Source organism: Candidatus Bipolaricaulota bacterium (assembly GCA_021159055.1).
Lineage (GTDB): Bacteria > Bipolaricaulota > Bipolaricaulia > UBA7950 > UBA9294 > S016-54.
This window is the reverse complement of the sequence record JAGGSO010000032.1, coordinates 1-12,561: the sequence shown is the minus strand read 5'-3', so window position 1 is coordinate 12,561 and position 12,561 is coordinate 1. Positions and strand designations below refer to the sequence as shown.

Here is a 12,561-nt window from a genome sequence, read left to right as displayed (position 1 = left end):
AGCAAGCACTCTTTCAGCCGCTCTAAGCGCCTCTCGATACCGTTCCACTCCGATGTCATAATCCTCCTTGGTTTCTTCCAACAACGCCCGCCGCTCCGCGCGCAGCCTTGGGAGCGCGTCGAAGTACCGGCTGAGAGCGTGGGCTTCGAACTCCACTCGCGCTCCGCGATCCTTTTCGTAGAGGAGCTGGCCGGAGGCGATGACGTTGTACACGAGCTCAATCGGCGCGCGCGAGAGATCAATAAGATCGACATCCACGGCAAGAAGAGCGGTCAACCGATGGGCAAGCCGGTAGCGATCCTCGGGGGATACCTCTCCGTCGAAGAGCACCGCGATATCATAATCACTTTGCGGTCCTTCCCGACCAATCGCGCGGGAGCCGAAGAGGTAGGCGAGAGCAATAGGAAGCTGCTCACTCGCTGCGGCGAAGAAGCGCTGCAACTGTGGGTAGGGCGATCCACCTGTTTTCATGATCTCTCATCCCCTTGACTCACTGACGTTTGCATTCTAACAACCCGAGTAGCGAACGTAAACTTCCCTTGTCCCCCGGCCCTGGTTCGGGGTAAGATGAACCATCTTTCAAGAAGGAGGCCATACCATGATCCATGTCTCTTTGCCGGATGGGTCGACCCGAGAGTTCGAGCCCGGTATCTCGATCCTCGCGGTCGCCGAGGCGATCGGCCCGCGTCTCGCCAAGGACGCGGTGTGCGCATACGTCGATGGTAAACTGCGCGACCTGCGTGAAACCCTCACCGAGGACTGCACCCTCACGCTCGTCACGTCCGATTCCCCGCAGGCCCTGGAGGTCCTGCGCCACACGACGACGCACATCATGGCCCAGGCGGTGAAGAGGCTGTTCCCGCAGGCGAAGCTCGGGATCGGTCCGGCGATCAAGGACGGGTTCTACTACGACTTCGAGCTCGATCAGAGCTTCACCCCGGAGGACCTGGAGCGGATTGAGGCCGAGATGCGCAAGATCATCGCCGCGGACCTTCCGATCGAACGGAAGGTCGTCTCCAAGGGGGACGCTCGCTCCCTCCTCATCCGCCGCGGCGAGGACCTGAAGCTCGAACTTCTCGATGAGATCGAGGACAAGACGGTCACCCTGTTTTCCCAAGGGGAGTTTGTCGACCTGTGCCGCGGCCCGCATCTGCGCTCGACCGGACAGGCGAAGTACTTCAAGCTGACCGGGGTCGCCGGCGCCTACTGGCGCGGGGATCCGACCGCGGCGATGCTCCAGCGGATCTACGGAACCGCGTTCTTCACCAAGAAGGAACTCGATTCCTACTTGCAACAGGTCGAGGAGGCGAAGGCGCGCGACCACCGGAAATTGGGTCGGACCCTCGACTTGTACTCGATGTCGGACGAGGTCGGACCCGGCCTTGCCCTGTGGCACCCCAAAGGGGCGCGCATCCGCCATGTGATCGAGACGTTCTGGAAGGAAGAGCACTACAAGTCTGGATACGAGCTCGTCTACACCCCGCACATCGGCCGGGCTGGGCTGTGGGCCCGCAGCGGCCACCTCGATTTCTACCGCGAGGCGATGTACGCCCCGATGGATATCGAGGGTCAGGAGTACTTCATCAAGCCGATGAACTGCCCGTTCCACATCATGATCTACAAGAGCGCAACCCGGTCCTACCGCGATCTGCCGCTGCGGTTCGCCGAGCTGGGCACGGTGTATCGCTATGAGAAGAGCGGCGTCCTGCACGGACTGCTGCGCGTGCGCGGGTTCACCCAGGACGACGCGCACATCATCTGCCCGCCGGATAAGATCGTGGAAGAGATCGAGGATGTCCTCCGATTCTCGATCCGGATGCTCGCCGCGTTCGGGTTCACCGACATCGAGGCGCATCTCTCCACCCGGCCGGAGAAGTACGTCGGCGACCCGGCCGATTGGGACCGGGCGACCGAGTCCCTGCGCCAAGCGGTGGAGGCATGTGGGGTCGACTACTCGGTGAAGCCGGGTGAGGGCGCGTTCTACGGGCCGAAGATCGATATCGACGTGCACGACAGCTTGGGGAGAAGCTGGCAGCTGTCCACGATCCAGTTCGATTTCAATCTGCCGGAGCGGTTCGACATGACCTACATCGGCGAGGACGGACAGCCCCATCGGCCGTACATGGTACATCGTGCCCTCCTCGGTTCGCTCGAGCGGTTCTTCGGAATCCTGATCGAGCACTACGCCGGTGCGTTCCCGGTCTGGCTCGCCCCGGTGCAGGCGGTCATCCTCCCGGTGAACGACGCCGTGGCCGACTACGCCCGCGAGGTGCGCGATGCCCTCGTCTCCGCCGGGATCAGGGCTGACGCCTGGACCGACCGGAGCCGGACCCTCAACTACATGATCCGCCAGGCCCAGCTCGAGAAGGTCCCGTACATGCTCGTCGTCGGCCCGCGCGAGCGGGATGCCGGGACGGTCGCGCTCCGCCTGCGGTCCGAGGAGGACCTCGGGGCAAAGCCGCTCGCCGAGGTGATCGAGTTCATGCAGGAGAAGATAAGGACGCGGGCGCTGCTTTAGGAGGACCATGCTGGAGCTTTCCTTCCTCGTGCGGGTGTTGATCGCCGCCGCCCTCTCCGGGGTCATCGGGCTCGAACGGGAGTTTCACGGCCGTCCTGCCGGGCTGCGCACCCATCTCCTCGTCGGGGCAGGGGCGGCCCTCGTCGTGGTCACGTTCGAGGCCGTCCCCACGATCCTCGCCCAGTCCGGGGCATGGGGCGGGACGCTCCGCGTCGACCCAGGCCGGGTCGCGGCTGGGATCATCACCGGAATCGGATTCCTCGGCGCGGGTACGATCCTGCGCGTCGGTGATTGGGTGCGCGGCCTCACCACCGCGGCCTCGATCTGGTACGTCGCCGGGGTGGGGATCACTGCCGGGGAAGGGCTGTACGTCCTCGCGGTCGGCGGGACGGCGATTGGGCTCACCGTCCTCGGGCTGATCGACCGGATCGAGCAGCGGATCCCGAGCGCGGTCTATCATTCCCTCTCCCTCACCGTCCACCCGGAGAAACGGGAGGAGGTGCGCAGGAGGATTCTGAACCACTGTCGGAGCGCCGGGATGCGGGCCCAGGTGGTCGGCTGGGAGTGGGGTAAACCGGACGGGCTGGTGACGATCCGAATCAGGATCCGCCATCGCGGCACGGTCGACCTGTCCGAGATCGGGGAAGCGGCGGCCGCCGTCCCCGGAGTGGAGAGGGTCGAGCTCTCCGGCTAGGCGATCAGCCCCCGGCGAGGGAGGGCCGCTTTCAGCTCCTCGATCCGGTCGGTCCGCTCCCACGGGGGATCGAGCTCGACCCGGCCGAAGTGCCCGTAGCATGCGAACGGCTCGTAGATCGGGCGGAGAAGATCGAGCCGGTCGATGATCGCCCCCGGTCGGAAGTCGAATGCCTTCATAACAGCTTCGCGGAGAACGTCATCGGGATACTCCCCGGTCTCGTATGTATCGATGTTCACCGCCAGCGGGGCGGCGCGGCCGATCGCATACGCGATCTGGACCTCAACCTCGCGCGCGAGCCCGGCGGCGACGATGTTCTTCGCCACGTAGCGGGCCATGTACGAGCCGGAGCGGTCGACCTTGGTCGGGTCCTTCCCGGAGAACGCCCCGCCCCCGTGCGATCCGTACCCGCCGTAGGTGTCGACGATGATCTTCCTCCCGGTCATCCCGGTGTCGGCCGCCGGCCCACCGACGACGAACCTGCCGGAGGAGTTGACGAGAAGCTCGGTTCTCTCGTCGATCCAGTCCTCCATCACCGGCCGGATCACCCTCTCGATCAGCTCGGCGCGCATCTCGTCTGGATCGACGTCTGGGTCATGTTGGGCAGCGATGAGGACCGCCTTTGCCCGGATCGGGCGGGAGTTCTCGTACTCGATCGTCACCTGCGACTTTCCGTCCGGCCGCAGGTAGGGGAAGGTCCCGTCCTTGCGCACTCCGGCGAGGCGGCGGGTCAGCCGGTGGGCGAGGGTGATCGGGAGGGGCATCAGCTCCGGGGTGCCGGTGCAGGCGTACCCGTACATGATCCCCTGGTCACCGGCCCCGATCTCGTCGTAGCCGTTCTTCGCCGCGCCGTTCCTCGCCTCCTTGGCCTTCTCCACCGCTGCGGCGATGTCCGGGGATTGACCGTGGATCGTGGAGATCACGGCGCAATCGCGGTAGTTGAATCCGTAGTCGGCCTGGTGATATCCGACCTCCTTGATCACTCGTCGCGCGATCCGATCGACGTCGACGTATGTCTCGGTCGAGATCTCCCCCCCGACGAGGACGAGCCCGGTGGTGAGGAACGTCTCGCACGCCACGTGCGCCCTCCGGTCTTCGGTCAGGATCGCGTCGAGGACCGCATCCGATATCCGATCGGCGATCTTATCCGGGTGCCCTTCGGTCACCGATTCCGACGTTAAAAAGTGCCTGCGCATTCTGCCTCCCTTAAAGCGGGAAAATCCTAGCCGCAACCAGCCCGATGCGCAAGGGGAGAGTTGTCTCATACAAGATGAGGGGCGTGCACCCTTGAAACCGGATCAGAAATAGGTAGAGAATCGCCCTGAGGGGTGAGAGATGAGACGAACGACGATTAAGGATATTCCCGAGCTCGATCGGCCGCGGGAGAAGCTGATCGCGCGTGGGGCAGGTGCCCTGTCCGACGCTGAGCTGCTCGCCGTGATCATCGGCCGCGGGATCCCGGGGCGGGACGTCCTCCAAGTGGCGGCGGAGACGGAGAAGGTGATCGGAGATGCCCCACCGGACCGAATATCCATCGGCGATCTCCTCCGGATCAAGGGGATGGGGGAGGCGAAGGCGGCGCAGATCGTCGCCGCGTTCGAGCTCGCCCGCCGCCATCTCCTCAAGGAGCGGATTCAGATCAAGGAGGCGAGGGACGTCCTCCCGTTCGTCAACGAGATCCGGGATAAACGCCAGGAGTACTTCGTCTGCCTGTCGTTGAACGGGGCGCACGAGGTGATCGAAAACCGCGTCGTGACCGTGGGGCTCCTCGATTCGAACCAGGTCCATCCCCGCGAGGTGTTCGCCGATCCGCTCGTCGATCGCGCCGCCGCGGTGATCTTCGCCCACAACCACCCGTCCGGGAACCCCAGCCCGAGCCCGGAGGATATCGCCCTCACCAAGCGGCTCGTCGACGCGGGAAAGCTCCTCGGGATCAATGTCCTCGACCATCTGATCGTGACGAAACGCGGCTATCTCTCGCTCAAGCAAGAAGGTTACCTATGACCCGGCGAGCTGCCTTATCCCGTGGAATGCGAACAGGACGATCACCATCCGTACTGCCGTCCCCAGGCCAGCGGCGAGCGCGAACGCGATCGGCCTCCGCCCCACGATCGCGAAGAGATAGATCGACGCCGTGTCCGGGAAACCAGGGATGCTCATGAGGGCGAACACCGCGATCATTCCGTAGCGGCGTACGAACCGCTCGCTCCAGTCGTACGCCCGCTTCGCCCATTCATGATCGGCCAGAAACCGCGCGAACCGGGCCGTCTCCTTCGCCTTTGCCCCACCGAGGAAGACGATGTACGAACCCACGGTCTTTCCCAGCACGGCGAACAGGAAGATCCAGCCGAGCGGGATGTAGTTGTACCCGAAGACCGGGATCTCGCTCGGGGTGGGGAGGATCACCGCCGCCCCGACTTCGTAGATGAAGATCAATAGCAGACCGGCTAACACGTGCATGGGGAGAGACTATCGTCCGTTGTGAGATGCGGCAAGCCGGTTAGGGAAGCTCGATTATCCGGTCGGCCCACAGGGATTCGAGGTCGTAGAACTCGCGCGCTTCGTGGAGGAAGACGTGGATCACGATCTCCCCGTAGTCGAGGACGACCCATCGCCGCTCGGACAGGCCCTCGCGGTTGATGGCCTTGCGCGGGAACTTCTCCATCAGGTTGGAGACGATCGCCTTGACGTGGACCGGGTTCTCCCCGGAAGTGATGAGAAAATAGCTCGTCGGGATCGAGATCTCGCGCAGATCGATCGCCACCGGGGCCTCTCCCTTCTTCTCCTCGATCAGGGAGATAGCGGTGCGCAGTAGGTCCAGCTCATCCATTGCTCGCGGTCCCTCCCACCGTGAATCCCTTTCCGGCGACGAGGATCAGGTCGGTCCCGTCAGGGACGAGGTCCTTAAGAGCGGAGTAATGGGGCTCGAACTCTGACGGAGTCACGATCTCCGCCTCCTGGGGGAGGGCGGAGTTGAGGAGTTCGGCCTTCTTCTCGTCGGTGAGGACGACGACGTAGGTGCGGTCGTATCCGAACGATTCGGCGTTTCCGATCTTGGTGACGGAGAAATCGCGCGCCTTCAGGTAGTCGGCGGTGGTGGTCGCCATCAGCCGCACTCCGTTCCCGTTGAACACCGCCACCTTGACGTCGGCCGGAGTGAGGACATCGATCCCCTTGATCATCCGCGCCACCAGCGCCTCCATCTCCACCACCTTGGGCTCGAGGTAGCTTATTTCGTCGATCGTCACCGGAGTGGCAGGGACGGTCGCCATCGCGATCCGCGATTCGTCTATCCCGTGCAGGAGCCTCGCCAGGTCGTACAGGTCGAGCAGCGACAGGTCGGTGCGAAGATAGGGATAGACCGTCTGGATCAGCTTCTTCAGGGTGGATAGGTCCTTGTTCTGCACCCGTTCAGCGAGGATGGCCTTTATCAGCTTCTGCTGGCGGGCGATCCGACCGATGTCCCCCGCCGGGTCGTTACGAAACCGGACGTAGTCGAGGGCCGTCTTCCCGTCCATCCGCTGCGTCCCGGCCTTGATGTCGATGTGCAGCGGCGGAGTAGCGCGATTGTCGTCGTAGCGCATGTCCTTTTCGACCGTGATCGTCACCCCACCGATCGCGTCGATCAGGTGCTCGAACCCGGTGTAATCGAGCGCTATGTAGAACGGGATCTCCACCCCGAGGAGGGAGGCGGCGACGCGACGGGAGAGATCGGGGCCACCGAGGGCGTAGCTCGCGTTCAACTTGTGGAACTCGCCGTCGAACTTGACGCGCAGGTCACGGGGGAGGGAGAGGAGAGAGACACTCCCGTCCGGGGCGAGGCTGGCGAGCATCATCGTGTCGCTCCGCTTCTTCTCCCCGGCGTTGTCGATCCCGAGGAGGAGGATGTTCGTCCGCTTCCCCTGGGCGATCAGATGCCCGAGGTGGCGCTGGGTGAGGAAGTACCAGCCGAACACGATCCCGATCACCACCACCACGGCCCCAACCGCGATCAAGATCCGCCTGCGCATCTAATCCCCCCTCATCGTAGATCCGTTTTCTCGACGCTAGCACAACCGGAGGAAAATGTCAACACCACTGGGCTCGGGTTGACCAGGTCGGGAAACGGGATATGCTTGCCGGAGAGATGAACGGAGGGAGCGAAGCTGTACGAGTGAGGTTCCTCACCTTCGGCTGCCGGGTGAACCAGTACGAGACCGGGATGATGCATGCCCGGCTCGCGGAGCGATACACCGTCGTGGACGGTCGTGCCGACGTGTACGTGGTGAACGGCTGCACCGTCACCGCCCTCGCCGACCGGAAGGCGCGCCAGGCGATCCATCGCCTGCGCCGGGAGAACCCGGAGGCGAAGATCATCCTGATCGGCTGCCTCGGGGATGCGGTGAGACAGGGACTCTCTCGAGTCGATGGGGTCGACCTGATCGCTGGGAACGCCTGGAAGCCGCGGATCGAGGAGGTCATCGCCCGTGCCCGCGCCGGGGAGACCGGGATCATCCCTGACGCAGCCCCGCTCCCCCTGGAGGTCGAGCGATCCGCCGGCCCGGACGGGAGGGTGCGGGCATTCCTCAAGGTGCAGGACGGCTGCGACCTCGCCTGCGCGTTCTGCCGCACGACCCAGGTGCGGGGTCCGTCCCGGAGCAAGCCGGTCGCGGCAGCGGTCGCCGAGGCAGAGGGACTGGTCGCGGCCGGCTACCCGGAGATCGTCCTCACCGGGATCAACCTCGCCCAGTATGCCGCTCCCGACGGGGACCTCGGGCGGCTGGTGCGGGAGGTGTTATCGCTCAGTGGGCTGCGGCGACTGCGGCTCGGATCGATAAACCCGTACGGGATAACGCCCTCCCTCCTCGAGGCGTTCGCCGCGGATACGCGCGCCTGCCCCCACTTCCACATCCCGCTCCAGAGCGGGGATGACCGGGTCCTCAAGGCGATGAAGCGCGGCTACACCGTGGATCTTTACCGTTCGCGGATCGAGTTGGTCCGCCGGTTCATTCCGGAGGCGACGTTCGGCGCGGACGTGATCGTCGGGTTCCCGGGGGAGGACGAGGCGGCGTTCCAAAACACCTGCTCCCTGATCGAGGAGATTGAGTTTGCAAACCTCCATATATTCCGGTATTCTCCCCGGAGAGGTACCCCGGCGGCCGCCCTCCCGGGCCGGGTTCCCGAGCCGGTGAAGCGCGCCCGGGCGGAGGCGGTGGGACGGCTCCAGCGCACGGTCCAGGCCCGGGTCCTCGAGCGGTTCGTGGGGAAGGAAGAGCTCGTGCTGATAGAGGAAAGGAAGGATGGTGCCTGGCGCGGCTACACGCGCGGGTACATCGATACATACGTGACCGGAGACGCGGAGGTGGGAGAGGAGGTCCCCGTCAGGATCACCTCCGTCGTGGCCGGTCACCTCGAAGGGGTGAGCGAAGATCGCGGAGACACACATTGAGATCACCCTGCGCGACAACGCCGAATCCACGGCGCTTCTGGGTCAATTCAACCGCAACCTGAAGGAGATCGAGAAGGCGTTCCCCGCCCGGATCATCGCCCGTGGGGGGAAGATCAGGATCGAGGGGACCCCGGAGGAAGTCGAGGATGTGCGGAGGCTGTTCGAGAAGCTCCTCGACGTGGTCGAGTCGAACCACGTCCCCACCCTGGCCGAGGTGCGCTACCTGATCACCCAGGTGAAGGGACACAACGGCGTGGATGGGGTCCTGTCCGACGTCGTGCGGGTGACCCACTGGGGGGAGGAGATCCGGCCGAAGACGGTCGGCCAGCACCGCTACGTGGAGGCGATCCGCAACAACGACATCGTGTTCGCCATCGGCCCGGCCGGGACGGGAAAGACGTACCTCGCGGTGGCGATGGCGATCGACTACCTGAAGACGGAGCGGGTGAAGCGGATCATCCTCACCCGTCCCGCGGTGGAGGCCGGAGAGGAGCTTGGGTTCCTCCCCGGCGACATCGAGGCGAAGGTGAGCCCGTACCTGCGGCCGCTGTACGACGCGATCTTCGACATGATCCCGGCGCGGGAGTTCGAGAAATTGACCGAACACGGCCGGATCGAGATGGCGCCGCTCGCGTTCATGCGCGGCCGCACGTTGAACAACAGCTTCGTCATCCTCGACGAGGCGCAGAACACGACCTCGATCCAGATGAAGATGTTCCTCACCCGGCTTGGGTTCAACTCCAAGGCGGTGATCACCGGGGATGTGACCCAGGTCGACCTCGCCGAGGAGAAATCGGGCCTGATGGCGGTGCAGAAGATCCTTCAGGGGATCGAAGGGATCTCGTTCGTCTATCTCGATAAATCCGATGTCGTCCGGCATCCGCTCGTCGCCCGGATCATCGAGGCGTACGAGCGGGCGGCACAAGGGAAGCGCCGGGCGATCGACGCCCCGGCGGAGGAGCGGTGATGATGAACGGAAGGATGGTGGGGCTGGTGCTCGGGCTCGGGATCCTCATACTCGGAGCGGCCGCGTTCGGGTACGATCGATCGGAGTTCATGTTCCTGAACGAGATAAGGCCCGGGATGACCGGGATCGGGAAGACGGTGGTGGCGAACGATGTGATCAGCGAGTTCAACGTCGATGTCCTCGGGGTGATCGACGAACCGGGCACTAAGAACGACTTCATCGTGGTGCGGGTGAGCGGCGAGGCGATCGGCCGCGCCGGAGGGATCGCGCAGGGGATGAGCGGGAGTCCGATCTACATCGACGGGAGGCTGATCGGGGCCCTGAGCCGGGCGGCGGAGTGGTCGAAGGCACTCACCCCGATCGGGCTCGTCACCCCGATCGAGACGATGCTCCCGGTCCTCGACGAGGTCAGCTCCCCGGCCCCGAGCGCCGTCCTTCCCGGGGTGCGGGTGGTGGAGCATGCCGGCCCGCCGGCCCCGACTGCCGTCGCCGCCGCTCCGGACACGATCTTCGCCTGGCCCGTCGCCACCCCGCTTCTGGTGAGTGGCCTCTCCGGTCGTGCCCTGTCCGCGCTGATGGACGGGCCGGGGTCTGAGCCGGAGGGACTGATCGATTCGTTCCTCCCCGAGAACCTCGACCGCGATCGCCGCGGCCTTTCCGCGTACAACCTGCGGCTCAACCCGTTCTCCGGCGGGACGACCGCTCCAGGACAAGGGACGAGCCCGCTTTCCCCGGGTGGAGGGATCGGGGTGGCTCTCGCGAGCGGGGACGTGACGATCGGAGCCCTCGGCACCATCACCTACCGCGACGGGGACGCCCTGATCGGGTTCGGCCATCCGTTCCTTTCAAACGGCGCATCCGATTTCCCGCTCACCACCGTCCACATCTACGATACGATCAAGGCATACGACGCCTCGTTCAAGATCGGAACCCTCGGCGAGACGGCGGGGGCGGTCACCGCCGACCGGATGACCGCAATCGGCGGGCGGCTCGGCCGGTCCGCACACCTCGTCGATCTCTCCCTCGGGGTGCACGACACGGACGAGAACACTACGAGCTCATTCCGGATCGACCTCGTCGACGAGCCGCGGATCATGTGGTACCTGATCCTGGCGAGCGGGCTCGAGGCGATCGACTCGTCGTTGGATCGGGTCGGCCAGGGGACGGTCGAGGTGAATTACCAGATCCTGGGAGACGGGATGCCGAAGCCGCTCGAGCGGCACGACCTCTTCCTGAGCACCCAGGACGTGGCAATCTACCCGCCGTGGCAGCTCGCCAACATCGTCGATTTCCTGAACTACAACGACTTTCAGGACCCGCAGATCACACGCATCGCTGCCTCGATGCAGGTGACCAAGGGCCTGAAGGCGATCCACATCAATCACCTCGAGCTCGACTCCGACTCCTACTCACCCGGAGATACGATCCACTATACCGTCGAACTCCAAACCTACCAGGGGGAAACCAAGACCGTAAACGGAGAGATCGAGATCCCGGAAGATCTCGATGCCTACTCCGTTGACTACATCACGGTCCGCGCCTACGGCGGTCCGCGCGAACTGGAGTCCGGGGAGAATCCGCGCGAGTTCCACAGCCTGGAGGAGCTGATCGACGCGGTCGAGGACCTGCCGAGCTATGACACCCTCACCGTCGAGCTGTTCGCCCCTGATCCCTATTCCCCGTACCTCGACGCACTCCAGGGGATCGATAAAGTAAGACAAAATTTCACCGGCTACTTCCTCTACGACTCCCGCGAGGTGCAGGCCTACCTCTACCCGGCGGAGGAGCGAAGCGAGGAAGAAGAGACCACGGAGGTCCCGGGAAAGGGGAAGTGATGTTCACCCCGGCCGAGTGCGCCCGCATCCTCGGAGGGAGGCTCCTGCGGGAGAGAAAGGCGCGTCCGGCGCGGGTGATCCACGACTCACGCCTGGTGGAGCCGGGCGACCTGTTCGTTGCCCTCAAGGGGGCGCGCACAGACGGCCATGCGTTTCTGGAAGAGGCGTTTACCCGTGGAGCATCTGGAGCGATCGTCTCGCGCCTGAACGCGATCCCGAACAATGCTTACAACCTGATCGTCGTTGATGATGCGTTAACGGCACTGCAGCGCCTCGCCGCGGCCTGGCGGGAGGAAATCACCGGAACGATCGTCGGGATCACCGGGACGTGCGGCAAGACCACGACGAAGGCACTCCTCGGCCACCTCCTCGCGGGAGAGCATGAGGTCTTCGTCGCTCCGCACTCGTACAACACCGCAATCGGGATCCCGATCGCGCTCCTGTCAATGCCAAAAAGCGCAAAATTCGGGATCTTCGAGCTCGGGGCAAGCGCTCCCGGGGAGATCCTCCCCCTCGCCCGCCTGTTGCAGCCGGATATAGCGATCGTCACCATGGTCGGGCAGGGACACCTTGCCGGATTCGGGAGCGTGGAGGCGGTGGCACGGGAGAAGTGGTCGCTGATCGCGGCGCTGCCGGAGGATGGGATAGCGATCGTCAACCTCGACTCCGCGCCGCTCGCGCAACGGGCGAGTGCATGGGAAGGCCGCATCATCACGGTGGGGACAACCGAAGGCGATATTCAGGGAAGGGTCGCGTCGGCTTTTCCCGGTCTTCTGCTCGAGACCGATCGGCTCCGGCTTGAGACGCGACTCCTTGGAGAACACAACGTGGGGAACATCCTCACCGCTGTCGCCTGCGCGCTTCAGCTCGGAATCAGTGAAGCGACGATCGAAGACCGAATTCGCACGTTCACCCCGCCTCCCCACCGCCTCAACCTCGTTTCCGCCCCGTTCGGCTGGATCCTGGACGATTGCTACAATGCCAATCCACTGTCGGTGCAAGCGGCGCTGAAGGTCCTGTCCGGCCTGAACCTGCCGGTGGAGAGGCGGATGGCGCTGCTGGGGGACATGTTGGAGCTCGGCCCCCGGGAGGCTGACTATCACCGGGAGGTGGTGGAGG

Annotated in this window: 12 protein-coding genes; 7 read left to right on the top strand and 5 right to left on the bottom strand. The window is 64.6% G+C overall.

The window, feature by feature from the left end; genetic code table 11:
- The coding region (locus tag J7J55_01910) for a nucleotidyltransferase domain-containing protein (protein ID MCD6141459.1) at nucleotides 1-471 on the bottom strand (471 nt) is incomplete at its 3' end.
- Nucleotides 472-598: 127 nt separating this feature from the next.
- Here J7J55_01910 and thrS point away from each other — a divergent pair.
- Both thrS and J7J55_01900 read left to right on the top strand, forming a co-directional pair.
- Complete coding sequence (thrS, locus tag J7J55_01905; GenBank protein ID MCD6141458.1) at nucleotides 599-2,518, top strand: threonine--tRNA ligase; 1,920 nt, start codon at nucleotides 599-601, stop codon at nucleotides 2,516-2,518.
- Nucleotides 2,519-2,525: 7 nt separating this feature from the next.
- Nucleotides 2,526-3,212 (top strand): MgtC/SapB family protein, encoded by a 687-nt coding sequence (locus J7J55_01900; protein ID MCD6141457.1) that lies wholly within the window; start codon nucleotides 2,526-2,528, stop codon nucleotides 3,210-3,212.
- Here J7J55_01900 and metK read toward each other — a convergent pair.
- Nucleotides 3,209-4,408, bottom strand: a complete 1,200-nt coding sequence (metK, locus tag J7J55_01895) for a methionine adenosyltransferase (GenBank protein ID MCD6141456.1) — start codon at nucleotides 4,406-4,408, stop codon at nucleotides 3,209-3,211. The two genes, J7J55_01900 and metK, sit on opposite strands and share 4 nt — an antisense overlap.
- Before the next feature lie 139 nt (nucleotides 4,409-4,547).
- Between metK and radC the strand changes: the two genes are divergently transcribed.
- Complete coding sequence (gene radC / locus J7J55_01890) at nucleotides 4,548-5,216, top strand: DNA repair protein RadC (GenBank protein MCD6141455.1); 669 nt, start codon at nucleotides 4,548-4,550, stop codon at nucleotides 5,214-5,216.
- Here the strand turns inward: radC and J7J55_01885 are convergent.
- Genes J7J55_01885 through J7J55_01875 form a run of 3 tightly spaced genes read right to left on the bottom strand, consistent with a single transcriptional unit; the run spans nucleotide 5,211 to nucleotide 7,222 of the window.
- On the bottom strand, nucleotides 5,211-5,672 hold the full coding sequence (locus J7J55_01885) for a VTT domain-containing protein (protein MCD6141454.1): 462 nt from the start codon (nucleotides 5,670-5,672) through the stop codon (nucleotides 5,211-5,213). The genes radC and J7J55_01885 overlap by 6 nt on opposite strands.
- Nucleotides 5,673-5,712: 40 nt before the next feature.
- Nucleotides 5,713-6,042 carry a ribosome silencing factor gene (gene rsfS, locus J7J55_01880; GenBank protein MCD6141453.1) on the bottom strand — a complete coding sequence of 110 codons (330 nt, stop codon included), beginning with the start codon at nucleotides 6,040-6,042 and terminating at the stop codon, nucleotides 5,713-5,715.
- Nucleotides 6,035-7,222, bottom strand: coding sequence for an LCP family protein (locus J7J55_01875; protein MCD6141452.1), 1,188 nt, complete (start codon nucleotides 7,220-7,222; stop codon nucleotides 6,035-6,037). The genes rsfS and J7J55_01875 overlap by 8 nt, the downstream gene beginning before the upstream one ends.
- Nucleotides 7,223-7,338: 116 nt before the next feature.
- Between J7J55_01875 and mtaB the strand changes: the two genes are divergently transcribed.
- The 4 genes from mtaB to murF all read left to right on the top strand — a co-directional run.
- Entirely contained in the window at nucleotides 7,339-8,640 is a 1,302-nt protein-coding gene (mtaB, locus tag J7J55_01870) for a tRNA (N(6)-L-threonylcarbamoyladenosine(37)-C(2))-methylthiotransferase MtaB (protein MCD6141451.1), read from the top strand.
- The gene (locus tag J7J55_01865; protein MCD6141450.1) at nucleotides 8,636-9,607 is read left to right on the top strand and encodes a PhoH family protein; all 972 of its coding nucleotides are present in this window, start codon (nucleotides 8,636-8,638) and stop codon (nucleotides 9,605-9,607) included. The genes mtaB and J7J55_01865 overlap by 5 nt, the downstream gene beginning before the upstream one ends.
- Complete coding sequence (locus J7J55_01860; protein ID MCD6141449.1) at nucleotides 9,607-11,442, top strand: hypothetical protein; 1,836 nt, start codon at nucleotides 9,607-9,609, stop codon at nucleotides 11,440-11,442. The genes J7J55_01865 and J7J55_01860 overlap by 1 nt, the downstream gene beginning before the upstream one ends.
- The coding region (gene murF / locus J7J55_01855) for a UDP-N-acetylmuramoyl-tripeptide--D-alanyl-D-alanine ligase (GenBank protein MCD6141448.1) at nucleotides 11,442-12,561 on the top strand (1,120 nt) is incomplete at its 3' end. The genes J7J55_01860 and murF, both read left to right, overlap by 1 nt.